The sequence below is a fragment of the Nitrospiraceae bacterium genome, from assembly GCA_020632595.1.
In the GTDB taxonomy this organism is placed as follows: domain Bacteria; phylum Nitrospirota; class Nitrospiria; order Nitrospirales; family UBA8639; genus Nitrospira_E.
The window spans coordinates 295,147-320,465 of sequence record JACKFF010000001.1 but is presented as its reverse complement, the minus strand read 5'-3'; the positions used below and the strand labels follow the sequence as shown (position 1 = coordinate 320,465).

The window sequence follows — 25,319 nt, the reverse complement described above, 5'->3', positions numbered from 1 at the left end:
ATTAAGTGGAGAATATTGAATCATGGAGACCATGATTGTAACCGGAGGCGCTGGTTTTATTGGCGCCAATTTTGTCCGGATGGCCCTTCACAAGACCGACGCACGAATTGTCGTCGTGGACAAATTGACCTATGCGGGTCATCGAGAAAATCTTGATGGATTGTGGGACCATCCTCGTCTCGTGTTTATCCAGGCCGATATTGCCGATGCGGGTGAGATGGCCAGGATGATGGATTCATTTTCTCCCAGGTGGTTGCTGAATTTTGCCGCTGAATCGCATGTGGACCGGTCTATTGACGACCCCTACCCCTTTATTCATACCAATGTCACGGGTACGCTGGTATTGTTGGACGTGGTCATGCGATTTCTGAAGCAAGGGCATGCTGATCATCGCCAACGTTTTCGGTTCCTGCATGTTTCAACTGATGAAGTGTATGGGACGTTGGGCCCGACAGGATTGTTTTCCGAGGAGACCCCTTATGCCCCCAATTCACCCTATGCGGCATCGAAAGCCAGCGCAGATCATTTGGTGCGGGCTTTTCATCACACGTACGGTCTTCCAATCCTGATGACCAATTGTTCCAATAACTATGGGCCCTATCAATTTCCGGAAAAGCTTATTCCTCTCATGGTCTTGAATGCCTTAGAAGGGAAGCCTCTTCCGATTTATGGGAACGGGCAGAATATCCGGGACTGGTTGTTTGTGGAAGACCATTGTGAGGGCCTACTCCTGGTCCTTCAGGAGGGAACGCCTGGAGAAAAATATAACCTGGGCGGGCGATCGGAACGATCGAACCTTGAGGTGGTGGATGCTCTATGCCGGATCTTGGAAGAGGTTGCCCCGGGTGCTGCCAATCCTTACCTGTCTCAACGGGGTATCACACGATACGCAGACTTGAAAGTATTTGTGGCCGACCGTCCCGGGCATGATTTTCGTTATGGCATTGATACCACGAAAGTTCACTCGCAAATGGGGTGGAGCCCACGCCACTCTTTTGAGTCCGGGTTGCGGCAAACGATTGAATGGTATGCTGCCAATCGCCAATGGTGTCAGGCCGTGACCACGAATTCCTATCAACGGGAACGACTCGGGTTAGCCTCTGTCCCATCGCTATAGGGGCGGAAACGTTCTCTCATTTTGGCAAGGTCACATGAGGATGATGAAGACATTGGGATGCAAGGGGGTACGATGAAGGGAATCATCCTAGCGGGCGGATCGGGAACCCGACTCTATCCCTTAACCCACGCAGTCAGCAAGCAACTCATGCCGGTTTTTGATAAACCGATGATTTACTATCCATTGTCGACTCTGATGCTGGCTGGAATCCGGGAAATTTTGGTGATCACCACTCCTCATGAGCAGGAAGGGTTTGTCCGGTTGTTAGGTGATGGCAGTCATCTCGGGTTAACGATCCGATACCAGGTGCAACCCCGACCCGAAGGAATTGCGCAAGCCTTTGTAATTGGGCGTGAGTTTATCGGACAGGATCGGGTGGCGCTCATTCTTGGGGATAATATTTTTTATGGGCATGGGCTGTCTCGCTATCTTCAGGAGGCGGCCTCTCAGGCCACAGGGGCTCAAGTGTTTGCCTACCAGGTACGGGATCCCGAACGATACGGTGTGGTGACCTTTAATGATCACGGGCAAGCCACGAGCCTGGAGGAAAAGCCCTCCCGTCCCAAGTCGCCCTATGCCGTAACCGGGTTATATTTTTATGACAATCGGGTCGTGGGTATCGCCGATTCTCTCAAGCCTTCGGCGAGAAATGAACTCGAAATCACGGATGTAAATAAAACCTATTTAGAAGCCGGATCCCTGCAGGTCCGGGTGCTTGGGCGTGGCATTGCGTGGTTGGATACTGGGACTCATGAATCTCTCATGCAAGCAGCCCACTATATTCAAGTGTTACAAGAGCGACAGGGCCTGATGGTTTCCTGTCCGGAAGAAATCGCATACAAAATGGGATACATTCAGCCAGGTGACGTGTTGCGCTTAGCCACGAAAATGAAAGACAACGGGTACGGGCAATATCTGCTGCATTTGGTCAATCAGGGGCAGGAGTAACCGGATATGAAATTTCTCCCAACGCGACTCCCGGAGGTTCTGATTGTTGAGCCTGATGTGTACCGGGATCACCGTGGATGGTTTTTAGAAACGTATCATGTGCAAAAGTATCAGGAGGCAGGGATTCTGCCTCCATTTGTGCAGGATAATTGTTCATCGTCGGTTCTCGGGACCCTTCGTGGGTTACACTTTCAAATGACTCGTCCACAAGGAAAGCTCATTCGGGTGATCCGTGGAGAAATCTTTGATGTCGCGGTTGATATTCGTAAGGGGTCTCCGACTTTTGCCTCATGGGTGGGGGTGACCTTATCGGCAGAGAATTTCAGACAAATTTATGTTCCTATGGGATTCGCCCATGGATTTTGTGTCCTCAGCGATGTGGCTGAAGTGGAGTACAAATGCACCGATTTTTATGCACCTGGTGGTGAAGTGACCATTCAATGGAAAGATCCCCGTATTGGCATTCATTGGCCGATCGAACGGCCACTTCTCTCCACAAAGGATGCTGCCGGGCTGTTACTCGATGACCTGTGCGACCAGCTTCCGGATTATCAATCATGAGGCAGAATCGAATTTTAATCACAGGGGCTCAAGGGCAATTAGGGCAGGCCCTTCAACGGCAATATGCCGACCATGAGGTCACGGCTTGGGATCTCCAGGATTTGGATATCACGCAGTTCGAGGAAGTCAGGAAAGCCCTTGATCAACTTCGACCACACATTGTCATCAATGCGGCCGCATTTACGCAGGTGGATGAGGCAGAAGTGAAGCCGGATGCCGCCTACCGGGGTAATGCCCTGGGCCCGAGAAATCTTGCCGTGGTGACGAATGATTTGGGGATGACCCTAATTCATTTTTCCACTGATTATGTATTTGATGGTCAGCAGAATCGGCCCTATCATGAATTTGATCGTACGAATCCGTTAGGCGTCTATGGGCTCAGTAAATTAGCCGGTGAAGAGGCTGTGCGGGTCGCGAACCCACGGCATTTTATTGTTCGGACAGCCTGGCTTTACCACACTGTAGGGAAGAACTTCCCCAGTACAATTTGTCGAATGGCAGGCCGGGAGGTCGTGAAAGTCGTCAGTGACCAGTATGGGTCACCGACCTTTGCCCCCCATCTTGCCCAGGCGGTATTCCAATTGGGAGAGACTGATGCGTTTGGGACCTATCACATGGCCGGTACAGGCGGGACCAGTTGGTATGAATTGGCTCAAACACTATATCAGGCATTGGATATTCAAACCTCGGTTGTGCCGATAGCGACAGCTCAATTTCCTCGTCCGGCACGACGGCCATCCTATGCCGTGCTGACTTCTTTACAGGACCCTTTGATTAAGTTGCCGCCCTGGGAAGAGGGCGTTCGCGATTTTGCCAGTCAGTGGAAAGGCTAGGGGTCGTCATCTGTTCTGTGAATCATCTTTTTCCTGATCATCAGCTACAAGAAAGGCATTCCTAAACGATGGACTACATCGAAGCGGTGGTGCTTGCGGTCATTCAAGGACTCACGGAATTCCTCCCGGTATCCTCATCCGGACATTTAGTTCTGGCTCAACACTGGTTTGGTCATTTTAGTGAGACCAATTTGTTGTATGACATCATGTTGCATCTGGCGACCGTAACCGCGATCCTGGTGTATTTTCGCCATGATCTCCTCACCCTGGGCTTAGGTTATCTTGGAGGGACGACAACACAAGGCAGCCTATTTCAAGGATTTGAGCGACGCACCATCCACTATGTTCTGATCGCATCTATCCCTACGGCAATCATTGGATTAGGTATTCGATCGATCGGTCTTGAAACGCTGGTTCAGCCCTCCGTTGTAGCCGTTATGTTGTTGATTACCGGTGTGATTCTCTGGTTGGGGCATGGGAGAAGCCGTGCAAGAGGTATTCAGGAGATGAGCATACGGGATGCCCTGGCGATTGGCATGGTGCAGGGTGTGGCGGTCCTTCCAGGGATTTCCCGGTCTGGGTCAACCATAGCCAGTGGAGTGTTGTTAGGTTTGGATCGTGAGCTATCGGCCCGGTTTTCTCTTCTGATTTCTATGCCAGCGATTGTGGGGGCGACGATCTTAGAAATTGGGAAAGGCATGGATCAGATTCATGACCCGATAGGTGTCTATGTGGTCGGAATGGTCGTCGCGGCCCTGGTGGGATATGGGTCCATTTCGTTGATCATTAGACTTGTCAGGCAGGATCACTTCCATTTATTCGCTTATTATCTGTGGCCACTCGGAATAAGCATCATCCTTTGGGATTCTTTAAAATAAACCCTGCTGTCTCCCTAACCATTCTTAGTTGGTGTACTTACAGCTCCTCTTCCATGTCCTTCTTTATTCGGCGTGCCACGCCGGAGTCAATAGCAGCCTGAGAGACGGCCTTGGCGACCTTGGGTACCACCTGCTTGTCGAATACGCTGGGAATAATATATTCCTCACTGAGTGCGGAGTCAGGAATCATCTTGGAGAGGGCATGAGCGGCAGCAATGAGCATCGGTTCATTAATCGTTTTGGCTTGCACATCAAGGGCTCCACGAAAGATGCCGGGAAACGACAAGAGATTGTTGCATTGATTGGGATAATCCGACCGCCCGCTGGCATAGACGCGACAGTGGGGAATGGCGACCTCGGGTAGGATTTCAGGATCAGGATTGGCTAAGGCAAACACAATGGGATCCTTGGCCATTAGGGCCAAGTCTTCGGGTTTTAAAATGTTGGCCGAGGAAAGACCGATAATGACATGGGCATCTTTCAGGGCGTCCTGAAGGGTTCCGGTCGGCTGATCATACGGAATGATGCTGCGAAGCATATGGCGATGCGGCAGAAGTTCTTCCACTGGTCGATCCAACACCAGTCCCTGTTTGTCGCACCCCTTGAGCCTGGTGACGCCGGCTCCTAAAAGTAATTCACAACAGGCCGTGCCTGCCGCTCCCAATCCGAGGACCACCACGGTAATTTCATTGATGGTTCGGCGTGTGACTTTTAAGGCATTCAGAAGCGCACCCAAAATGACCACAGCCGTTCCATGCTGATCATCATGCATGACCGGAATATCCAGTTCGGCCTGCAGTCGTCGCTCAATGTCAAAGCATCGGGGAGCACTGATGTCTTCCAGGTTAATGCCTCCAAATGACGGAGAAATGGCGACCACCGTCCGGATAATCTCTTCTGAATCCTGGGTATTGAGACAGAGAGGCCAGGCATCAATACCGGCAAATTGATGGAACAACATGGCTTTGCCTTCCATGACCGGTAAGGCGGCGAGAGGGCCAAGATTTCCTAAGCCCAATATGGCGGATCCGTCTGTCACGACAGCGATGCTGTTATTTTTTGTCGTAAAGGAGTAGGCCTTTTTCTCATCCGCGGCAATGGCTTTGACGACGCGACCGACTCCAGGCGTGTAGACCATAGACAGGGTATTTCTGGTTTTCACCGGGAACTTGCTCTCCACCCGGATTTTTCCGCCCAAATGCATGAGGAAAATCCGATCCGATGAGGCGATGACCCGAACATCGGCCAACGAATTCAGGCGTTTCATGACCCGTTCGCCATGTTCTTCACTCTGGACATCCAGGGTAATATCCCGGATCACTTTGGTGCGAGTGGCCGAGACCATGTCGTATGCGCCCAAACTGGCGCCTTCTTCTGCGATGGCGGTGGCTAATTGGGCGAAGACCCCGGTGCGTTGGGTCAATTCTAATCGCACGGCCATCCGGTAATTGGAATAGGGGCCGATATCTTGCGAGGAACTTTGCCCATTTTGCTGTCGCTTAAAAAAATTCCACACCAAGAAGTCCCTCCTCTTTAGTTGCGCAACGGATCAATCTTGATCAGGTTACCCAGAGGCTACAGATCTTTTTCTTATATTGTATCGGATTATCCAAGTTAGGGGTATGTACTGGGGGCCAGAAATAGGCCGTTACTCTCGACGGAAAATCATTTGAGGAATGAAAGAAATAAGGACGGGGTTCATCCTGGGAGCCGAGCCCAAATTACAGAGGGTGATCCATAGGGCGTGACCCCACATTCGCCAACGGGGCTAAAGCCCCTGCCCCTGGGCGTGGTCCGAAAGTACCCTTTCGATGCTCGTCGAACCCGGCGGCGGCCCAACTCAAGTTGCTCAGATAGTGCTCGCCGTGACTCTGGACGCGGCTCCGCATCTTGACCAGGCCTAGATAAATTATAGAACGATGAGATTTTATAGTCTCCTCTTGCCTTGTCAGTTTACCCTGCGGATGGATTGGCCGATACAATGGTGGGTTAACAACCGTGCGGTGAGGGATGGTTTTGGTCAGGATCGTTTTTGGTACTTTCGGGGGAAGAATTTGCCTAAATATTCAGAAAAATGAACAATTTAAACAGGCTTGTCTTACCTGTGGCCTCAGTGCTGTGGAGATTTCTCATCGTTATAGGAATAACGATCTATGAATTTGTAGACAGAGAATTTCAGAAAATGAGTCTCGGGCAGCCGTAGATCATAATGTGGTCCGGAATCATGCCAGATAGGGCCTTTCGATCCTCTTTGATCGCTGGGAAATTCCCAAAGAGGATTCAGCCCTCAATAGACCTGAAACGAAATGAGCCTATTCTCTTTCAAGAGGGAAACCTCGGTATATCAAACCAGGAACTGGCAGATGCATGAGGTTTTGATATGGTGGCTGTAGAAGAGATGCTGGCTGATCCTGATTTTAGAGAAATAAAATTTTGATCTTAAGAAAGGAATGAGCTGAAGCTCTTGAAATAAATACCCATCCTCTGCCTATTAAGATTGTGAAAATTTAATTTGAAAGTCCATTGATTGTAATTTTTTTTTGATTATTTTGCCGCGGACCGTCCTGGTTTCGATGTTCGCGGTGTAGGGCAGGACTGGCTATTTGTTTCAATCACAGGTCTGAACCCAATGAAATACTTATCCGGATTCCTTGTGGGTACTCCCACAGTTACGTCAGGCCTGAGCATGGCATTCGTTGATCATGATATCGTCTCTGTCCTTGGACGAAGGCAAAATTCCCCTCTACACGTGAGCCATGATCATGAAAACCGAGCAATTAGTTGACGTCACATCCGATACCCGTTCGGATCTTGAAGAAGAAATTCAATTTTCCCGTTGGCTCACTGGCCTGTGTTTGTTGTTCTGCATAGGGGGGCTAAGCTTGTTGTTTTGGGCGGTGACGCTTTCTGATGATGTGCGCCTGGCTTCACCTGCAAGCCGGGATCTTGAGCGGATCGCCAGCCGGATGTTGGGTTTTGAATCTCGCCTTCCTGAACTCTCTTCGTTTGAACAAGTGATGTATCGTTTGGGGGGACAAGACGGGGAAACGCTGGATCAAATCCAACTCTGGTATGAAGAAAGGGTGGATGATCAATCCTTACCATTGGATAAATTGTATTTGGGCATGGTCTATGGCGAAGCCGGGTTGACCGACCAATTCAACCAGTTTGTGATGAGTTGGAGTATGGAGCGCGATCAGTCTGCTCTTTTTCGTCGATTATTGGAAGTGGGATATGGGCAAAGCGAAACGTCGCCTGCTGATTATGTCTTCTTGCAGTCGAGGTTAGCTGAAGAGGTCCCCGCAAATTGGTTTTACTTTCATCTTGCGCGACGAATAGCTGTTCAGGCGGGAGATCGAGATTTACAGGAAAATCTCCAATTACAAGAGTCTCAGTTGACCGACCCCCCATTATGGAAATGGCGCATGCTATTGGCGGGTGAGGTTGTGGTGATCGGGATTGGGGGGGTGTTCTTTCTCCGTCTGGGTGTTGCACGGTTGAAAGGCCCGATTTCACAGTCCCAAACCGACTTGGCTGCCTGGCGCATTCCATGGACATTCCGGGAGGGTATCGCGGTCTTAGCCCGTGGAGGTGCCCTGACGATACTGTTGATGGCGCTGGTGGCGGTCATGCCTGATGGTATTGGAATTATAGAGGATTTCGGGATTGCCTTGCTGTATCTTCCTCCCGTCGTCCTGACCTCCCTGCTGTTGTGTCGACCCAGAAAACAATCATTCCTGCAGGCCGTGGGCTGTTCGAATGTGTGGTCACGATTGAAATCCGGTCTGCCACTGGTCGTGATGTTGGTGACGCTTGGACTTGTTGGGGACTGGATGATTGTGCTCGGGGGGGATGCGTTTCAATCTTCTGTGCATTGGACAGAATGGTTTGTCCCGCAGTTGATTTGGGGAACGCGGATGGAACTTATCAAAACCACAATCGACTTCGTTCTTCTGGCGCCCTTTTTTGAAGAACTCATTTTCCGGGGAATTCTCTTTACGACACTTCGAACCAAATTCAGTTTTTCCCTCTCCATGGTCGCAAGTGGGTTGATTTTCGCCCTAGCCCATGGCTATGGGCTCATCGCGTTTCTGACGGTTTTGTGGAGTGGGTTGTTGTGGGCATGGGCCTACGAACGAACCGGGAGTGTGATTCCCGGCATGGTGGCGCATGCCGTGAATAACGGGGTGGTGGTGTATTCTCTTATCGCATTTTTCCGTTAGGAATGATCATGTGGCTGCTTGCAGTGATGTGTTTTCATGATGATGAATGCCGTTCAATGTCGTCCAAAGCCTGATAGAGGTCGGGAAATCGAAGAGTATAGTGAAGGATGGTGAGGAGTTTGTGAATGGAGATCTGTTTGCCGGTTTCTCGAGGGGGTGTGGGTGAGGGAATGGGTATGCTCCACTTTTCTGACGCCATTAAAAAAATCTCTGACCAGGTCCGTGGGGTCCCATCGCTAGCCAAATACGTGGTACCATTTTGAGCCCGTTCAAGGGCTCGTAAACAGATGCCTGCCGCATCTTCTACATGGAGGAGATTGACCCATTTCGGAGTATTGCGAATTCTGCCTGTTCTTATCCAATCCAACACATGACGACCTGGCCCGTATAATCCAGCCAGTCGGATGACCACAGCCCCCAATTGTGTCCGAAGATATTCTTCTCCTTGAACCCTTGGAAGGTCCATGTTAACGGGAGTCTGTTCCGTAATGGCTCCGCAGTTCGTGCCATAGGCGGATGTGCTTCCCAACACCAGAATTCTACCGGACTCTTTGGGGCGGCCGGCAAAGAATGTCTGGACCACATCCAGTGGCGTCGCAGGAAAACACCAAATGAGATGGGCCGGAGTGGGAATGGATCGCCAGGTTTCGGTCTGAGTCAGGTCAAAAAGGATTCGATCCGCAGGCAAAATATCGGCAAGATGGACATCCGGCCTTCGGCTTGTCGCGAAAACATTCCACCCTGCTGCACGAGCCTGGTGATAGAGCCGTCGACCGGTATAGCCGGCTCCCAAAATGATCAGTGGAATGTGTTGAAAAAGAGAAGGGCTCAAGGGAGAGGTCTTATCCGAATGTGCGATTGGGGAGAGGAATTTTTCAAGAGCCAGGGCATACCCTGATTCAGGATTGCGGGAATACCGACATTACTCATTCTGTTCTGAGACATATTGTTGGGCGTATCGGATGTAGTTCGCGGCAGATTCTTTGATCCACTGTATTTCAGCATCCGTCAACAGGCGTTTCACTTTGGCCGGAGACCCCGTGACCAGGCTCCTTGAGGGGATGTGGATATTCCCCGTAATTAATGATCCAGCGCCAATGACACAGTCTTCTTCGATCACAACGCCGTCCATGATGATAGCGCCCATACCAATCAGGACCCGATCATGAATGGTGCATCCATGGAGAACCACATGATGCCCCACGGTAATGTCATCGCCAAGAGTCAGGGCATGGGTGTCATGTGTGACGTGCAACAGGCAGAGATCCTGAATATTGGTCCGATGGCCAATGCGGATAGAATGTACATCCCCGCGTATGACGGCATGAAACCAGACGCTCGATTCCGATCCGATGGACACATCCCCAATAACGACGGCCGTGTCTTCGATAAACGCGCTGGTCGCCACAGTTGGGGCAATCCCTCGATACGTTCTTAACATGAGCGCGATCCTTTCGCCGGATAGAGTATCTTCATGTGAGGACGTGAGGTGGAGGCTAGAGGCGAATGAGCATAGTATAGATAGCCAGTCCTGTAAGAACAATGAGGATGGTGAGGTACGTCGCCACGCTCCGGTCTGAGAGCCAATCGGTTTGCCAATGTTGCGGATAGGTGGTTTTTCCCGAAAACATCCAGCCTTCTTGGTACAGCCCCATCCCCCTCTCGAGTTCAATTAATTGTCGTTTGGCCATTCGGTGTCGAGTGGCTTGTTGAAGAATCAGATAGACCACAAACCCGGACAAGATGACCACACCGGTAATCGTTAACCATCGCATGGTGAAGTCGGGCTGTCCAGGGGAAATCACCGCGATGATCATGATCAGGAACACTAATATGGTATTGTAGAATACCGACAACCGGCTCATGGATTCCCGCCGCCGGAGCACCTCGTTTTTAAATAACGGATAGAGCATACGAATGGTTTCGAGTTGCGCTTGGGATAATTCACGGTTGGTGTGTGGTGGGTCAGGCATAAATCGGGTCCTGCCGCCTCAAGAGAGAGGCAGATGAGCGATCATCCAGTTGGCCAAATGGGTGGTCATGAGACGAAAATCTTCCGGCCGTCCGAATTGATGGTTGGCACCGGGAATGAGACGAAAATCCTTGGGCACGCTCAGAGACGTCAGTAATCGATCAATCTGATGGACCGGAATGATTTCGTCTTGATCCCCATGCACAATCAGTGTGGGGGCTTGAACGCGTGAAGCTGAGTTGTAGCCGTCATAGGAGAGGCATTCCTCGAAAAAGGCATACGGCAAGGGTGTCGGACGGTCGCCACCAAAGACGTCAGGTATGTGGTTGGTGCGTTTCCATCGGTCCATGGCGTCTGCTCCCAATTCCAGGCGAAGCACTTCAGAAAAATCGACCACGGGGCATTTCAGGCCCAGGGCCTGGAGATGAGGATATCGGGGTGCCGAAAGTATGGCCATGAATCCACCAAAACTGGAACCAATGAGTCCGAGAGCCTTCATGGATCTTTCGGTGAGAAAGTGGATGGCCGCATCCAGTTGTTCCTCACATTTTTTGATGCGGAGCTGTGACAAGGGCTCCGGTGAGTCACCCATCCCATACCAATCGAATCGAAACGTTGCGATGGATTGAGGAATGAGAAGGTCCGTTAGCCGCCGGTTGGTTCGACTGTTTTTATCGGAGGGAAATCCATGGCAAAGGATTACGGCTCGATTCGTGGAAGCAGCCGGTTGGGCGAAAATCCCTGTCGTCACAATGCCGGATGAACCGGTAAAGCTGACAGGAGCTTCAGTCCTCCCGTCCCAGCTATTTGTGGGCGATGCGGTCTCCACGAGTTGGCTATGCTTGCAGAAAGTAGAAATGGTCGGTGGGGCCATTTCCCTGGCCAAGAGGAAGGCCGTGACGAATGGCCTCAGTCGTATAATGTTTAGCGGCTTCAATCGCATCGGGGATGGACTTCCCCTTGGCAAGGTTGGCGGCAATGGCAGAGGCCAGGGTACAGCCGGTTCCGTGAGTCGTATTCGTCTGAATAAATCCCCCCTTAAACATGCGGAAAAACCTGCCGTCATAGAGTAGGTCGGTTCCAGGCTGTTCCAGCAGGTGCCCGCCCTTGATCAGGACATGTTGGCAGCCGAATTGATGAATGACTTTCGCCGCCTCTCTGGCATGGGCCAGAGTTTTAATGGAGAGGCCGGATAACATTTCGGCTTCGGCAATATTTGGGGTCAGCAGGGAAGCCTGAGGAAGCAATTCGGTTTTCAGAGTGGCGATCGCTTCCTGTTCCAGCAGTGGATACCCTCCTTTCGCGACCATAACCGGATCAACAACCAGGTGTTCGAGATGTTGTTTGGCCAGATGCCGACTGACGGTTGTGATGATGTCGGAGGTCGCCAGCATTCCGGTTTTAATCACGGTGACAGGAATATCGGAAAAGAGCGCATCGAGTTGTGCGGTAATGATCGAGATAGGCAAATGAAAAACGGCAGAGACGCCACGCGTATTTTGTGCGGTAATGGACGTCAACACCGACATTCCGAACACCCCGTTTGCGGACATGGCTTTGAGATCGGCTTGAATGCCGGCCCCTCCACTACAATCAGAGCCGGCGATGGTGCAAACAGCTTTTTTCATAAGTGGTAGCAAATGAAGAATGTATGGACGAACGGTGAGTCTAGCATGTCATATTCTGCTGATCCAGGGATGCTGCAATCTTATGATTGGTAAGCGTGGAAATCCTGCTGTTCCAGCTTACGCCTGAGGATCAGGTGTTTTTGCGTATTTTTTCTTGACATTATAGGAAAAATATTTCATGGTGTTTGATTATAGAGTCACTCCTTGAGGAGCTGGTCATTCCGGGCTTTTCAAGGATAGATGCTGTATGGAATCTCCCCATTTTTCAAAGTCTTCTCCTCCTTCCGATGAAGAAATTCATCGAAAGCGCCTGGGAGATCTGACGCTTTCCCTTGGATCTTCCCAAGGGTCACCTGAACAATTTTCTTCGAAATCGGAAGGTTCCAGCCATAATACCCGATTGCCCGAGACCCGCCAATCTAAAATGTCCCCAAGTACCCCACAATCTGAATTGCAAGAGGAATTGCATGCTCTTAGACAGCAGGTGGAGCGGTTCATTCTGGCCTCTCAGGGGTCTCGTGAGGGGTTGTGGGTGGCTGAAATTCGTCCGGGTATTCCCTGGTACTCCCCAGATTGTCCGGTGTGGTACTCCCCTCAGTTTATCGCGATGTTGGGGTATGAGGAATCTGAGTTCCCCGGAGTCCTGGGGAGTTGGGAGCAACGGTTACACCCTGACGATCGGGAGCGAGTGTTTGAGGCCTTAACCAATCATATTGAAAAGAGGATTCCCTATCATGTGGAGTCCCGGTTATTGACAAAATCAAAAGGTTATCGTTGGTTTGAGGCCACCGGGGAGGGAACCTTTGATGCCGATGGCCGGTTGCTACGAGGGGGAGGAACCATACGCGACATCACGGAGCGCAAGTTGGCGGAGGACATATCGAGGCGGAACCACGCTCTGTTGGATGCTGTCCTCGAAGAAATGAGTGATGTGGTCTATGTTAAGGACCAGGATGGTCGTTACCTCCTGGTGAATCCTTCTGGGGCGGAGATTATGGGAAAGGCCATTCATGAGGTCATCGGAAAGACCGATCAGGAAATTTTTGGCACCCAGGCCCATGTGTTGTTTGTCGAGGGGGATGATCTTGTGATGCAATCCGCAGGAACTCAAACCTTTGAGGTCGAGGTTCAGGAGCAGCATCCAGTGTCCCGAACGTTTTTAGTGACGAAAGACTCGTTTGGATCTTTACGGGATGGTCAGAACGGGGTCTTGGGTTTTGCTCGCGATATTACGTTCAGAAAAGCCGCTGAGCTCATCATTCAGGAACGAGAAAAACGCTTTCGGGCCATTATGGAAAATGCCTATGATCTGATCACGGAAGCCGATGCAGAAGGACGGTTCCTCTATGTGAGCCCGAATTTTAAGGAATCTCTTGGGTACAGCCCCCAAGATCTGCTTGGCACGAGTGTCTTTGCCCCGGTTCATCCTGAAGATCGAGACAGGGTGGTGGAGGAGTTTTGTCAAGGCATGAAGACCCACGGTTCCGGTCGTTCGGTCTACCGCTATCGGCATCAGAACGGGGAGTACCATTGGTTTGAAAGCACCGGACGGGCCTTTCAAACGGCGCTTGGGGAACTGCGCGCTGTCGTCATCTCGCGCGATATCACGCAGAGAAAACAATGGGAAGATGCACTGGAGGCGATTGTCAAAGGCAATGTGATCCCCGGCTCTCCAAATTTCTTCGAAGTCCTTGTCGGTGAATTGGCGAAAGCACTTCAGGTGCCCATGGTCTTTTTGTCAGAGCGGATTGAGCTAAATACCAGCAAAGCCAGGACATTGGCTTTTTGGAAGCAAGACCATTTTGAGCCTTCCTCCGAGTATGATTGTATTGGAGGCCCTTGCGAAGAGGTGTTTCAGGGTAACCCGGTGGACCAGCCTTCCGGTGTCCAACACCTCTTTCCCCGGAGTGAAACGATTCGAGCTCTGGGAGTTGAGGCGTATTACGGGATTCCTCTTTTTAATGCTCAGAATGAGGTCGTGGGAAATCTAGCGCTTTTGGATACCAATCCGCTTGTTCTTTCCTCTCAAGGGCATAATCTTTTGAAGATTTTTGCCGCACGGGCAGGTGCGGAACTGGAGCGCAAGCGGGCACAGGAAGAAGTCCAAAACAGCCAGGACAAGTATCGTGAACTCTATGATCAGACTCCATTAATTTATTTCACGGTGAATAGTCAGGGTCTCATTCTTTCCGTGAATCAATATGGGGCTCAAGTATTGGGGTATCGGGTTGAGGAATTGCTCGGCACCTCTGCGTTTTCCGTGGTCTATGAGGAGGACCGTGCCCTGTTTCAATCAGGTCTGGAAAAGGGGTTGCGTGAATCCACCAAAGGTATTCTTCCTGAATTTAGAAAAGTCAAAAAGGACGGGACCATCATTTGGGTGAAAGAGACGATTCAGGCCATTGAGAAACAGTCAGGGCCTCGGGTGTGGTTACTGTCTTGTGAGGATATCACCGAGCGGAAACGGACCGAAGAGGCTTTATTACTGAGTGAGATGCAATTGCGGCATACCCAAAAAATGGAGGCGATCGGGACCTTGGCCGGGGGCATTGCCCATGACTTTAATAATATTTTGGGTGCGATCCTGGGATATTCCGAATTGGCGATGGCCTATGCTACGCAGGATGAACGCTTAAAATCGTATTTAAACGAAGTGGTCGCCGCCGGGAATCGGGCCCGTGATCTTGTGAAGCAAATTTTAGCCTTTAGCCGGCGCTCGGAAAAGGATAAAGAGGCCATTGATCTGCGAGTGGTCATTCAAGATGTTCTGAAAATGGTCCGTGCCAGCTTTCCTTCCTCGATTGAAATTCGAACGTCTTTGGATCTTGAGTCCACGGTGATTTATGGTGACCGGACGCAAATGCAACAAGTGATTATGAATCTGTGTGCCAATGCGGAATATGCCATGCGGGAAGAGGGCGGTCTGTTGGAAATAGCCTTAGGTCATGAGTGTATTCCTGAGGAAGGAATTCCTGGCGTGGGCCTATGCAAAGCCGGTTCCTACCTTCAGGTGATGATTTGTGACACAGGAAAGGGTATTCCTCTCGAAATGGTCGAGAGAATTTTTGAGCCATTTTTTACCACCAAGCCTGCAGGTGAGGGCACGGGACTCGGGCTGGCGGTTGTCCACGGGATCGTCCACAACCACGGGGGTGGCATTTCGGTGTCCAGTCGTCCGGGGGAGGGCACGACCTTTACGGTACTTCTTCCGCGCTTGGATGTGATCGCGCCAGAAAAACCTGAGGAAATCATTGCCTGGCCGACCGGGTCGGAAAGGGTCTTATTTGTGGATGATGAAGAAATGCTGACCCGCTGGGGGACGCAATTTCTCAGCCATTTAGGCTATACCGTTGTGGCGAGCGTCAATCCGTATGAAGCGTTAGATTTGTTTCGAGCACATCCGTGGGATTTTGATGTGGTCGTGACGGATCAAACCATGCCGACGATGAGCGGGGAGGCCTTATCTCGTGCCTTGTTAGGTATTCGATCAGATATTCCCATTCTGTTGTGTACGGGGTTTAGCCACACTATGACTCAGGAGAAAGCCAAGCAACTCGGCATTCGGGCTTTCTTGATGAAGCCGGTCAACGGGCTGTCTCTGGCTCTTGCGCTCCGGGACATCCTGGATATGGGATCCACACCGGAATCGACCCGTATTGTTTGAGGAATAATCTGGTGATAACTTCCATCCCCGTTTAGGTTTCTGTTCTCTGCTCATCCTCCCTGAGAAATTGTCCGACCCTTCCGCCGCATGTCAACGACTCATCGGTGTCTTAGCAGGGTATTCTCCTCCTGTCCTGTCGTTGGTTGTTTCTCCTTCATCGCGATGGAATTCGATGTTGGCAAGAAGCACATGGTCAGGATCGGCCACTGTGGACATGCTGTGGTACTTTCCGGATGGAGATTGTGAAGCTTCCCATCAAATCCCTTTTGATATTGGCCGCCGACAAAGCCCTGCATGTGGTCGCATTTCGTCCCTTTTCCCATGGCATACGTCAGTTCAACCGTTGACCCCATGTGTCGCCAAAGGGGGGGAGGTTATCTTTAGCTGAGATCCTTAATTTTATCAGGAAGAGGCCAGCAACCCTCTCATAGTGATCATGCTTCAAGGGTGGCAGCTTGGAATAGCTAGGACTTCAAACACTGCACCTAGTTCTTGTTTCGTGCAGGTTTGGTGGAAGGAGGTTTTCTATATGGAGTTCAGCCTGGGGATTGTTGCCGCAGAAGTTTTAAGAAGCTATCTTCCGTGAAGCACGCAATGCGAATGTTACAGACGGAGTGTGTCGACAGTGAAACACGAAATGAGTCTGGTGGGAATCTGGAAGAGACAGGCTCTCTATAGAAACAGACGAAGGTTGAAGTGCCCACGCGAACGGAGCGATTATTGCGAGATCTTGGTCTTGGGAAGTTTTTCGCCGATGTATAGGTACAAAAGTTTCAGAGATCCTCTTAAGCCGGGGTTCGTCCCATAGCTGTTAAGCTAAGGAGACAGAAAACTTTCAAAGAGCGCTGGCCGGGCGCTTTTTTTGTGCTATATTACCGATAGCATTATAGCGGCTATCGGTTCAACCAGGAGGTCCCCATGACGAGAGAAGAACGCACCCTGCACCGCATTAAGGCTCAGCTGACTGACCTCGGCCCCGTCCTGCCGGGGAGCCTGACCACCCAATGGAATGTCTGCGGCACGGCCGGGTGTCAGTGTAAAGACCCTCAGGAGCCGAAGAAGCATGGGCCGTACCATCAACTGAGCTTCACCGTAGCCGGCAAGAGTTCCACCCTGTTTATTCCAAAGAAGGATCTGGCGGAGGTCCGGCGGCGGCTCAAACGGTATCAGCGTTTGAAAACGTTGATGACCGACTGGGTGCAGGCCGAAGTCGCGCTGGCTCGCTGCCAGGGCTTCGGGAGCCGAGCATGAGGGCCGCCCTGTTCGGGATGGTGGAGGGGTTTAAAAAAAACACCTCAATGGGCTGGCTAAGGCAACGGGGTTCGCTCAACGCCAAGGCGTGCTCCAGCCGTATGACTTCCTGGTGCTGATGACCCTAGGACAATTCGGGATGAAGCATCCGTCGCTGGGGGGAATGGTGGGGGCTCTGAAAGCCCGCATGAGTCGGGAAGCCCTGCATCAGCGGTTTACGGCCTCTGCCGCTCAGTTTCTCAAGCGCTGCTTGCACACGATCTTGCACCAGAAATTCCAGGGGGCGGGAATACGCACGATGTTGCTGCGGCCTTTCGGCCGCGTGTTGCTGGTGGATAGTTCGAGTTGGGATGTCAGCCCAAAGCTGCAGAAGGTCTGGCCGGGGGCCGGCGGGAATGCCTCCCCGGCCAATTGCAAGATCCAAGTCGCCTATGACTACAAACAGGGAGAACTGATCTTCCTGGAGCCCACCGCTGGGACGGTTCCGGATAATCGCTACACGGATCGGCTGCCCGCTCTCCTCAACCCGCAGGATCTCGTGCTCATGGACCAAGGCTATTTCAAGCTGCGCACTCTGAACGCCATCATGGCCCGCGACGCGTATTTTTTAACCCGGTTCATGGTCGGCACCACGGTCGAAGTAGCCCAGACCGGCGCGCCGCTTGACCTCGACCGCTTACTTGGCCCAGGGGCCCGTCCTGACCTGGGAGATCCCTGGTGCGCCTGGGCCAGGGGCCCTCAGCAAACAAACTCCCTGCCGCCTCGTGTGCTTGCGCGTGAGTCCCCAGATAGCCCGACAACGCGGCGGCGCGTCAAGGCTCACGCCCAGCAGCAAGGCCGGACCGCTCAGACGCTCGACATCTGACGTGGTGTGACTGGACGCTCTTCATCACGAATGCGCCTGAAGCCTGGCTGCCCCTCAACATGGTGCGGGCCTTGTATACGCTGCGCTGGCAGATCGAGTTGGTGTTCAAACAATTCAAATCGATTCTGCGCGTGCACCACTCGACCACCAGCAATGAACATCGAGTGCGCTGTGAACTCTATGGCAAATGGATTACGGCGGTGTGGGTGCATCGCCTTCATACCGGCGCCAATCACCGCGCTGTGGCTGACCGCGGGCCAAGAGATCAGCCTGGAGAAGTTGTACAAGCGACTCCAGGAGCGCGCCTTTCAGCTTGCACAACAGATGATCATCTCGTTCAGCGCAAGGGAGGGCCCATCTGTCTCGTGAACTCGAGCCGTTACTGCGGCACTGTACCAAACAGTCCCAACGATCACGGAATGACGACGCTGGCAATGCTGGAAGCCCGAGTCGACCCGCAACTGTCTCCAGAGCAAAACTCTTCTTAGCTTAACAGCTATGGGTGTCGTCCCGGCAGCCGAGGTCCTTTTGTTTCGGCAAAAGGACTTAAAACCAAGGGACGCCTTATCCGGCTTTATCGGATGGGACGGAGGCGAACTACGGAGGAGCAGGGCAACATTCGGGGTTAAGGCAAACAAGGCCCTCTCGAAAGGTAAGAGCGTCTGTCCCTAGAGCCGATCGGTAGTTGCCGATAGGAGATGGGAAGAGGATGGAAATTCAAATAATGCGCAACTTTTTAGCGGTGTCAGCTAATCACATTGGACAAAAAAGTCTCTTGGAGTGAACAGTGAGTCGGTGACGAATAAAAGATTGAGCAGGTGTTGTCGTGTAGCAGTCCTTCCAAAAAGGTGTACGGTATTTTAAAATAGCTGTCATGTTGTAATTCTATGAGCAATTCCCTGAATAATCTGGAGAAACTCAGGTGGCGGCCCTCCATCCTGAAAGAAAAAGAATTTTAGAAGTATCTGGCGGAGGAGTATTTGTTGGTCGTCGATTGATGGATGTCAAATTTTGTGACCCAGTCTACGGCATTGCAGAGCTCCTGAAAATCCAAGGGCTTTTCAAAGACCCGATTGACCCCGTTTTTAAATGCCCGAAGACGGACAAGGTGGGATAATTCGGCAGTGATGAGAAAAATGGAGAGAATTTCCTGGGAATATCTGTGATTCACTTGTTCAATGAAATCAAGTCCATCCATCTGTGGCATATTGTTGTCGGTAATGATGATGGAGACGGACTCTTTCTGTAAAATTTCAAGCCCTTCCACATGCGCCATTTCCTGCTTCTGACACACATACCCCCAAGCTCTGGGAAATTCTTTCAGGCAGGTTCGATGATGTCGATCATCATCAACTAACAGGATTCTGTCTTTGATGGGAACCTTGGGAGGGCCGGATTTTTGGTGAATGCTGATACACGCCTAAAATTTTCATGATGCCTTACAATTATTGGTGTTGAAATGATTTCTCTCAAAAGATGGCGGAGGGACTTTGAGAGGTGGCTGATGAGGAGACCAGACTTCGGGTGCGGTCGGGAATCGTAGTTCCCCTGAAACCAGTCCCTCCGCCGAGGCTCATAAAATGGCGCTCAATTCCATTCTTGCCATGTTTCAACTTAGGACATCCATACCACGTCTGGCTCCATATCGTTTTTTGCTAGTTAATGAAACAGCATATTCAAAAAATTACTGGCCCCAATTCTTGGTGAGTTGCAATGTTTAAGCGGTTTAAAATGCAAGGGGTGTTCCAGGTGGAAATTTTCATAAAAGTTGAAATATTTCATATGTTTATGAATTGCCTTGGTATAAGATTTGATGAAAGTCATGCAGGTGAAACCCTACAGGACGGAGTCAACTTCCTTCAAAGTATCAGGGACTTAAGGGTAAAGATCAATCATGGACTTTATGATCGTTAAATTAATCCATCAATGAATCATATTCATCAATTGCCTGACAAAATGGAATCATTTAATAAGGCTGCCTGAACTTTCTTGAAAGAGCTCACTACGAAAGCCGGAAATAGAATAGAGGTGTTCTGGCACTCCTTATATTGAAATGGGAAAATATGAGAAATAACCCACAATTCCCAAATGGATGAATGAGTCATGACGAGAGGTGATTCGTGAAATTGAAACGGAAAGTGCCGGTTCTTATATTAGGGTTGATGGGGTTCAAAATAATTTCAAATTGGGGATGATGGTGTAGGGAACCTTATTATGAACTGAGGCGTATTGATTTGGGTATTGTTTCGAAGTTGCACTTAGAAAATTCGATAGAGGCTGGCCTCCGGGAATCATCTTTGCGGCGGCACTGAAGAACTTTAGAGAAATCAAAATCTTCCATCTCACGTTGCCAATTAGTTGGTGGTAATGATTCTCTGAAATATCCTGACGGAAGGGGCTCAGAGTTCTCTATAGATATTCTGAAGCCCTTCCACACCATTTCCTGCTTCTGAACACACATACCCCCGAAGCTCTAGAAATTCTTTCAGGCAGGTTCGATGATGTCGATCATCATCAACTAACAGGATTCTGTCTTTGATGGGAACCTTGGGAGGGCCGGATTTTGGTGAATGCTGATACACGCCTAAAATTTTCATGATGCCTTACAATTATTGGTGTTGAAATGATTTCTCTCAAAAGATGGCGGAGGGACTTTTGAGAAGGTGGCTGATGAGGAGACCAGACTTCGGGTGCGGTCGAAATCGTAGTTCCCCTGAAACCAGTCCCTCCGCCGAGGCTCATAAAATGGCGCTCAATTCCATTCTTGCCATGTTTCAACTTAGGACATCCATACCACGTCTGGCTCCATATCGTTGAGCTAGTTAATGAAACGGCATATTCAAAAAATTACTGGCCCCAATAGTTGGTGAGTTGCAATGTTTAAGCGGTTTAAATGCAAGGGGTGTTCCAGGTGGAAATTTTCATAAAAGTTGAAATATTTCATATGTTTATGAATTGCCTTGGTATAAGATTTGATGAAAGTCATGCAGGTGAAACCCTACAGGACGGAGTCAACTTCCTTCAGAAGTATCAGGGACTTAAGGGTAAAGATCAATCATGGACTTTATGATCGTTAAATTAATCCATCAATGAATCATATTCATCAATTGCCTGACAAAATGGAATCATTTAATAAGGCTGCCTGAACTTTGAAAGAGCTCACTACGAAAGCCGGAAATAGAATAGAGGTGTTCTGGCACTCATATATTGAAATGGGAAAATATGAGAAATAACCCACAATTCCCAAATGGATGAATGAGTCATGACGAGAGGTGATTCGTGAGAGTGAAACGGAAAGTGCCGGTTCTTATATTAGGGTTGATGGGGTTCAAAATAATTTCAAATTGGGGATGATGGTGTAGGGAACCTTATTATGAACTGAGGCGTATTGATTTGGGTATTGTTTCGAAGTTGCACTTAGGATTCGATAGAGGCTGGCCTCCGGGGAATCATCTTTTGCGGCGGCACTGAAGAACTTTAGAGAGCTCAAAAATCTTCCGGTCTCACGTTGCCAATTAGTTGGTGAATTCGATTCTCTGAAATATCCTGACGGAAGGGGCTCAGAGTTCTCTATAGATATTCTGGATAAACAAAAAAAGTTTTCATAGTTGTGGGAGACACCATGCTATCGTGATGCAACCTAAAGAGATGTTCGATATAGCAGGGCCTGCTCCAATGGACTTGCCAAGATCAGGATGAAAGGTTGTTTTACGCAGGGATTTCATGTAGTTTTGTTCGGACGACGCTTGACCTGGAATTTACCAAAAGGCATTCTGTAATGAGACTAAAGTGGTGCTCAGGGATGCCACATTTGAGTTCTTGACACAATTCTAAGGGACTGCATAAAGTTTGGGAATAAGATTATCATGAGGAAAGACAGAGGCCCTGCTAAGAGAAATTCTTGAAGGGCATGAGGAATCAAATTGCGAATGGGATGTAGCTGAGGCATCGGCAGTCAAGAAAAGGAAATGGTGGAGGTAAAACATGATCGAAGTATTGTCTTTTTCGAATGTAAGGAGAGTAGGAAAATTTGGCCTATTGGGCGGATGCCTGATTGCGATAATGGGGGGGTGTAGTTCCAAACTACAAACGACGGTTATTAGTGTGACTGAGCCTCCAGCTATGCCCCAAGCGGTAAAAGTCGAACCTGAGACACCACCTGCTGAGGCGGTTGTTCGGCCGCCCGTGCAAGCTGAAGCGTTAAATGGGATCGCCGCTATGGACATTCCTGTGGAAGAGCCTGTCCGCCCGGTTATTCGTCCCGCGGCTCCAGCTGATATTTTTGCAACTCCTCGAACGACAGTTGTTGAACCTGCTGTTTCTTCGCCTCTAGAAGCTCCCCTGGTAGCTGAACCCGTTATTACTCCGTCTCCTATCTTACCAACCATGCCAGGCCAGGCATCTCCTCAAGACTCACAAGTGGCTGGGATCCCGCCGATTGCGCTTGAACCGGAAATGCCCGCACGACCGGTAATTCGGGAAGAGGCGGCTCCCCGGATCAAATGATCGCTCGGGTGGAGCCTGAGATGGACTCATCAGCTCAGCAAGCCTCAGGAGTGCCTGAAGTCATTGAAAAGAAGACGGAAGCTTTGCTCAAATCGTTGGGAGATATTTATTTCGATTATGACCGATTTTCTATTCGGGCGGATGCGATCTCTGTTCTGCAGAAAAATGCCCAAACACTGGCTTCCGGCTTGGCGAATAATAAGATTGTGATCGAAGGACATTGTGATCAGCGTGGCACGGAAAGTTATAATATGGTGCTTGGCGAGCGACGGGCAAATGCGGTGAGGGAATATTTAGTTGATTTGGGCGTCCCCAGTGAAAATCTGCAGGTTGTGAGTTATGGAAAAGAGAAGCCGTTTTGCACCGATCAGAATGAAGAGTGCTGGCAGGAAAACCGACGTGGTCATTTTGTCGTGCAGTAAAGGTTGTAAGTCAATTTGGCTAAAGACGTGCCTTGAGGGAGCGTCTGGGATGTAGAGCAGAGGAATCAATTCTTTTTGGAAAGTCTGTCTGGTCCGTTTTTATGGTCCCCATTTTAAATTTTCGGCAGGCTCCTGATTCTTCTCCGTGGGCCTTTACATCTTCGTATTCAGCCGCTGATCCATCCTTCGGTTTTTCCCCCCAAAGATGGCTGAGTTCTGATTATTCCCAATGATCAGAGCTCGCCTCAATGAACCTATGGCAGTCGGCCGGGCCCAGGAAAGAGGATGCCATAAGGCCGAAACCTTTCTGTGAGCTACATTTTATATGGCCGATTTGTCAAGAAAAGTGCAGAGAATGGAACTATCTCAAAATCTCTTCGCCAATATTCCTGAACATGTTGACCACGAATTGACGAGTGAGGTCTTGAGGAGTCGTTCTGTAAGAATTGAACGCATCGTGTCGCGGGGCCAGTCCTCTCCACCAGATTTCTGGTATGACCAGGCAGAGCATGAATGGGTTGTAGTGCTGGCAGGAAAGGCGACACTCAAGATTGAAGGACAACCTGAAAGGATGCTTGGACCTGGAGATGCCCTTCATCTTCCAGCGCATACCAGACATCGGGTGGAATGGACCGACCCCCAACAAGACACGATCTGGCTCGCAGTGCTTTGGAAGCCATGATGCCTTGCTGGGGTTCAAACTCAATCGTGGGATACGTTCGTCTGCGTGGATTTTACTTCTTAACTTGCTCATGGGCCGACAGTCTGGGAAAAGCTCGAGAGATTTAGTTGAAGGCATAGATAATGAAAGGGGTGATAAGCCAAAATGCTCCTTTGATCAAGAAAAACGTTACTCCATACCATCTAAACTTTTTCATCCAGCTAGCTTCCTGGGAAAGATTTAGAAAAATTTCGGTTTTACCTGTCCGCATTGGTGTCTTCCCTTCTCTGGCAATGAGATAAAGCCGCCGCTGCGTGGCAAAGCCACGCAGCGGGTTTTGTTCCTCAGGCTTTCATGCAGACAATGTCCTTGCGGCTTGTGGTTTACCCATGTGGTTCCCTCTGAAAAAACGGGGAATGAGCATGGGTACCCGTTGTTGATAGTCTTTATACGCTTCCCCATGGAAAGTCACCAAATCTCTTTCTTCCCATTGAATGGCCATTAGGATATAGATGGTTGTCGTCATCGCAAAGACAAGATGGGCAACCGTCATCGTTGGGGTAGCCCAGAAGACCAAGAGCCAACCGACATACAGAGGATGCCGTACCTGCTGATACAGGGCGGGGGTCTTGAATGGTAATGGGGTATACTCCTGTTTTCGCAAATAGAGCCAGACCTGCCGCATGCCGAACAAATCAAAATGATTGATGAGGAGAGTGGCCATGAGGATCAATCCCCAACCTGCCGCAAAAAGGCTATAGAGCAGGCCCCGCCCGATTGTATCTTGAATGTGCCAAATCTCGCCTCCCATGGGTTGCCAGGCATAAAACAGAAGAGCCAGTGCAATGTTGGTGCAGAGCACATAGGTGCTGCGCTCAATGGGTTTGGGAATATATTGCGTCCACCACCGTTTAAAGCCCTGCCGGGCCATCACGCTATGTTGGATGGCAAAAAGACCCAACAGGAGCGTATTGATAGTCAATGCCTGCCAGACTGAAACCTGGGCTTGACCATCGATGGTGTTGTGGACACCAAAGTTACCCAGAAAGCCCACGGCATATAAAAAGATGCCCAGAAAGAACACGTAGCACAGAGTGCCATAAATGAAGAACGTGATTCGTTTCATGATCGTGACTCCTTTTAATTTGTTTGCTCAAGGGCCGACCGCCTCAGGTTTGGCCTGAGGCGATCTGCGGTATTAGTCCTCAGTTGGTCTCTTCCTTATTCACCGAAATGACTACTGGAACCGGATTGGACACGATGTCGAATACTGGTGAATGCTTCGTCAACTCTCGCAGTGTTTCGGCTGGCGCGTCACTTTTCACGCTGAAATGTACCCGGAGATTTTGATAGCCCGGACGAACATCTTTCGATAAACCTAGAAACCCGCGAAGATCTAAATCCCCCTCTAGCCGGGATTCCACTGAATCGATTTTGATACCTCGGGCGGCCGCATGATAGACCATCGACGTAGTCAGGCAGGATGCCAGCGCATGCAACACAAACTCCACCGGGTTAGCTCCCTGATCCTCTCCTAACAAGACAGGCGGTTCATCGGCATCAAGCACGAACGGCTCGGTTCGGGTCGTATCTTCTTTGCCCACTCCGTAAAACTCCTTGATCGTGGTGCGATTGTGACCGCCATTGATCCAGGTGTTGGTGGCCCGGAACTGAAATTTGGCTAAGCCCGGTTCGCCTTGAATGGCATTGATATTGGCCCCTAATTGTTCGATGTTGACCCCATTGATGGTTGTTGGTGTGGTGGTGACTGATGACATGGCACATCCTCC

At 50.2% G+C, this 25,319-nt stretch carries 23 protein-coding genes; 13 read left to right on the top strand and 10 right to left on the bottom strand.

The window, feature by feature from the left end; translation table 11 throughout:
- Positions 1-22: 22 nt before the first annotated feature.
- From rfbB to H6750_01455, 5 genes are all read left to right on the top strand, one after another.
- Positions 23-1,117, top strand: a complete 1,095-nt coding sequence (gene rfbB, locus H6750_01475; protein MCB9772981.1) for a dTDP-glucose 4,6-dehydratase — start codon at positions 23-25, stop codon at positions 1,115-1,117.
- A 72-nt stretch (positions 1,118-1,189) separates the two neighbouring features.
- Positions 1,190-2,065, top strand: coding sequence for a glucose-1-phosphate thymidylyltransferase RfbA (gene rfbA / locus H6750_01470; protein MCB9772980.1), 876 nt, complete (start codon positions 1,190-1,192; stop codon positions 2,063-2,065).
- A gap of 6 nt (positions 2,066-2,071) precedes the next feature.
- Positions 2,072-2,626, top strand: a complete 555-nt coding sequence (gene rfbC, locus H6750_01465) for a dTDP-4-dehydrorhamnose 3,5-epimerase (GenBank protein MCB9772979.1) — start codon at positions 2,072-2,074, stop codon at positions 2,624-2,626.
- The gene (rfbD, locus tag H6750_01460) at positions 2,623-3,459 is read left to right on the top strand and encodes a dTDP-4-dehydrorhamnose reductase (protein MCB9772978.1); all 837 of its coding nucleotides are present in this window, start codon (positions 2,623-2,625) and stop codon (positions 3,457-3,459) included. Before rfbC ends, rfbD begins: the two co-directional genes overlap by 4 nt.
- Before the next feature lie 68 nt (positions 3,460-3,527).
- A complete protein-coding gene (locus H6750_01455) occupies positions 3,528-4,337 on the top strand; it encodes an undecaprenyl-diphosphate phosphatase (GenBank protein ID MCB9772977.1) in 810 nt (269 codons plus the stop codon).
- A 37-nt stretch (positions 4,338-4,374) separates the two neighbouring features.
- Here the strand turns inward: H6750_01455 and H6750_01450 are convergent, their stop codons facing one another.
- Positions 4,375-5,778: an NAD-dependent malic enzyme gene (locus H6750_01450; protein ID MCB9772976.1), complete on the bottom strand. Its 1,404-nt coding sequence runs from the start codon at positions 5,776-5,778 to the stop codon at positions 4,375-4,377.
- 1,321 nt (positions 5,779-7,099) lie between these two features.
- On the opposite strand from H6750_01450, the gene H6750_01445 reads away from it, so the two are divergent.
- Positions 7,100-8,560, top strand: a complete 1,461-nt coding sequence (locus H6750_01445) for a CPBP family intramembrane metalloprotease (protein MCB9772975.1) — start codon at positions 7,100-7,102, stop codon at positions 8,558-8,560.
- A gap of 34 nt (positions 8,561-8,594) precedes the next feature.
- Here H6750_01445 and H6750_01440 read toward each other — a convergent pair whose 3' ends face one another.
- From H6750_01440 to thiD, 5 genes are all read right to left on the bottom strand, one after another.
- A complete protein-coding gene (locus H6750_01440; GenBank protein MCB9772974.1) occupies positions 8,595-9,392 on the bottom strand; it encodes a hypothetical protein in 798 nt (265 codons plus the stop codon).
- Positions 9,393-9,482: 90 nt separating this feature from the next.
- Complete coding sequence (locus H6750_01435) at positions 9,483-10,001, bottom strand: gamma carbonic anhydrase family protein (GenBank protein MCB9772973.1); 519 nt, start codon at positions 9,999-10,001, stop codon at positions 9,483-9,485.
- 55 nt (positions 10,002-10,056) lie between these two features.
- Positions 10,057-10,533 (bottom strand): hypothetical protein, encoded by a 477-nt coding sequence (locus H6750_01430; protein MCB9772972.1) that lies wholly within the window; start codon positions 10,531-10,533, stop codon positions 10,057-10,059.
- An 18-nt stretch (positions 10,534-10,551) separates the two neighbouring features.
- Entirely contained in the window at positions 10,552-11,361 is an 810-nt protein-coding gene (locus H6750_01425; GenBank protein MCB9772971.1) for an alpha/beta fold hydrolase, read from the bottom strand.
- A gap of 7 nt (positions 11,362-11,368) precedes the next feature.
- Positions 11,369-12,160 (bottom strand): bifunctional hydroxymethylpyrimidine kinase/phosphomethylpyrimidine kinase, encoded by a 792-nt coding sequence (thiD, locus tag H6750_01420; protein MCB9772970.1) that lies wholly within the window; start codon positions 12,158-12,160, stop codon positions 11,369-11,371.
- Positions 12,161-12,407: 247 nt separating this feature from the next.
- Between thiD and H6750_01415 the strand changes: the two genes are divergently transcribed.
- From H6750_01415 to H6750_01400, 4 genes are all read left to right on the top strand, one after another.
- Positions 12,408-15,824 (top strand): PAS domain S-box protein, encoded by a 3,417-nt coding sequence (locus H6750_01415; protein ID MCB9772969.1) that lies wholly within the window; start codon positions 12,408-12,410, stop codon positions 15,822-15,824.
- Positions 15,825-16,742: 918 nt separating this feature from the next.
- Positions 16,743-17,075, top strand: coding sequence for a hypothetical protein (locus tag H6750_01410; protein ID MCB9772968.1), 333 nt, complete (start codon positions 16,743-16,745; stop codon positions 17,073-17,075).
- Positions 17,076-17,127: 52 nt separating this feature from the next.
- Complete coding sequence (locus tag H6750_01405) at positions 17,128-17,940, top strand: IS4 family transposase (GenBank protein MCB9772967.1); 813 nt, start codon at positions 17,128-17,130, stop codon at positions 17,938-17,940.
- Entirely contained in the window at positions 17,937-18,428 is a 492-nt protein-coding gene (locus H6750_01400) for a transposase (protein MCB9772966.1), read from the top strand. The genes H6750_01405 and H6750_01400 overlap by 4 nt, the downstream gene beginning before the upstream one ends.
- 467 nt (positions 18,429-18,895) lie before the next feature.
- Here the strand turns inward: H6750_01400 and H6750_01395 are convergent, their stop codons facing one another.
- Positions 18,896-19,354, bottom strand: a complete 459-nt coding sequence (locus tag H6750_01395; GenBank protein ID MCB9772965.1) for a response regulator — start codon at positions 19,352-19,354, stop codon at positions 18,896-18,898.
- A gap of 985 nt (positions 19,355-20,339) precedes the next feature.
- Positions 20,340-20,537, bottom strand: coding sequence for a hypothetical protein (locus H6750_01390; GenBank protein MCB9772964.1), 198 nt, complete (start codon positions 20,535-20,537; stop codon positions 20,340-20,342).
- A gap of 1,387 nt (positions 20,538-21,924) precedes the next feature.
- On the opposite strand from H6750_01390, the gene H6750_01385 reads away from it, so the two are divergent.
- From H6750_01385 to H6750_01375, 3 genes are all read left to right on the top strand, one after another.
- Entirely contained in the window at positions 21,925-22,446 is a 522-nt protein-coding gene (locus H6750_01385) for a hypothetical protein (GenBank protein ID MCB9772963.1), read from the top strand.
- A gap of 20 nt (positions 22,447-22,466) precedes the next feature.
- Positions 22,467-22,868 (top strand): peptidoglycan-associated lipoprotein Pal, encoded by a 402-nt coding sequence (gene pal, locus H6750_01380; protein MCB9772962.1) that lies wholly within the window; start codon positions 22,467-22,469, stop codon positions 22,866-22,868.
- 355 nt (positions 22,869-23,223) lie between these two features.
- Positions 23,224-23,550, top strand: a complete 327-nt coding sequence (locus tag H6750_01375) for a cupin domain-containing protein (protein ID MCB9772961.1) — start codon at positions 23,224-23,226, stop codon at positions 23,548-23,550.
- 331 nt (positions 23,551-23,881) lie between these two features.
- Here the strand turns inward: H6750_01375 and H6750_01370 are convergent, their stop codons facing one another.
- Positions 23,882-24,655 carry an isoprenylcysteine carboxylmethyltransferase family protein gene (locus H6750_01370; GenBank protein ID MCB9772960.1) on the bottom strand — a complete coding sequence of 258 codons (774 nt, stop codon included), beginning with the start codon at positions 24,653-24,655 and terminating at the stop codon, positions 23,882-23,884.
- Positions 24,656-24,734: 79 nt separating this feature from the next.
- A complete protein-coding gene (locus H6750_01365; GenBank protein ID MCB9772959.1) occupies positions 24,735-25,307 on the bottom strand; it encodes an OsmC family protein in 573 nt (190 codons plus the stop codon).
- Positions 25,308-25,319: the final 12 nt, after the last annotated feature.

Excerpts from the sequence above, each read along its gene's own strand:
- H6750_01445 (MCB9772975.1), top strand. The coding sequence starts at position 7,100 with ATGAAAACCGAGCAATTAGTTGACGTCACATCCGATACCCGTTCGGAT.
- H6750_01435 (MCB9772973.1), bottom strand. The coding sequence starts at position 10,001 with ATGTTAAGAACGTATCGAGGGATTGCCCCAACTGTGGCGACCAGCGCG.
- H6750_01390 (MCB9772964.1), bottom strand. The coding sequence starts at position 20,537 with ATGAAAATTTTAGGCGTGTATCAGCATTCACCAAAATCCGGCCCTCCC.
- H6750_01410 (MCB9772968.1), top strand. The coding sequence starts at position 16,743 with ATGACGAGAGAAGAACGCACCCTGCACCGCATTAAGGCTCAGCTGACT.
- H6750_01365 (MCB9772959.1), bottom strand. The coding sequence starts at position 25,307 with ATGTCATCAGTCACCACCACACCAACAACCATCAATGGGGTCAACATC.
- H6750_01385 (MCB9772963.1), top strand. The coding sequence starts at position 21,925 with ATGATCGAAGTATTGTCTTTTTCGAATGTAAGGAGAGTAGGAAAATTT.
- rfbD (MCB9772978.1), top strand. The coding sequence starts at position 2,623 with ATGAGGCAGAATCGAATTTTAATCACAGGGGCTCAAGGGCAATTAGGG.
- rfbB (MCB9772981.1), top strand. The coding sequence starts at position 23 with ATGGAGACCATGATTGTAACCGGAGGCGCTGGTTTTATTGGCGCCAAT.
- H6750_01370 (MCB9772960.1), bottom strand. The coding sequence starts at position 24,655 with ATGAAACGAATCACGTTCTTCATTTATGGCACTCTGTGCTACGTGTTC.
- H6750_01415 (MCB9772969.1), top strand. The coding sequence starts at position 12,408 with ATGGAATCTCCCCATTTTTCAAAGTCTTCTCCTCCTTCCGATGAAGAA.
- thiD (MCB9772970.1), bottom strand. The coding sequence starts at position 12,160 with ATGAAAAAAGCTGTTTGCACCATCGCCGGCTCTGATTGTAGTGGAGGG.
- H6750_01430 (MCB9772972.1), bottom strand. The coding sequence starts at position 10,533 with ATGCCTGACCCACCACACACCAACCGTGAATTATCCCAAGCGCAACTC.
- rfbC (MCB9772979.1), top strand. The coding sequence starts at position 2,072 with ATGAAATTTCTCCCAACGCGACTCCCGGAGGTTCTGATTGTTGAGCCT.
- H6750_01450 (MCB9772976.1), bottom strand. The coding sequence starts at position 5,778 with ATGGCCGTGCGATTAGAATTGACCCAACGCACCGGGGTCTTCGCCCAA.
- rfbA (MCB9772980.1), top strand. The coding sequence starts at position 1,190 with ATGAAGGGAATCATCCTAGCGGGCGGATCGGGAACCCGACTCTATCCC.
- pal (MCB9772962.1), top strand. The coding sequence starts at position 22,467 with ATGGACTCATCAGCTCAGCAAGCCTCAGGAGTGCCTGAAGTCATTGAA.
- H6750_01375 (MCB9772961.1), top strand. The coding sequence starts at position 23,224 with ATGGAACTATCTCAAAATCTCTTCGCCAATATTCCTGAACATGTTGAC.
- H6750_01455 (MCB9772977.1), top strand. The coding sequence starts at position 3,528 with ATGGACTACATCGAAGCGGTGGTGCTTGCGGTCATTCAAGGACTCACG.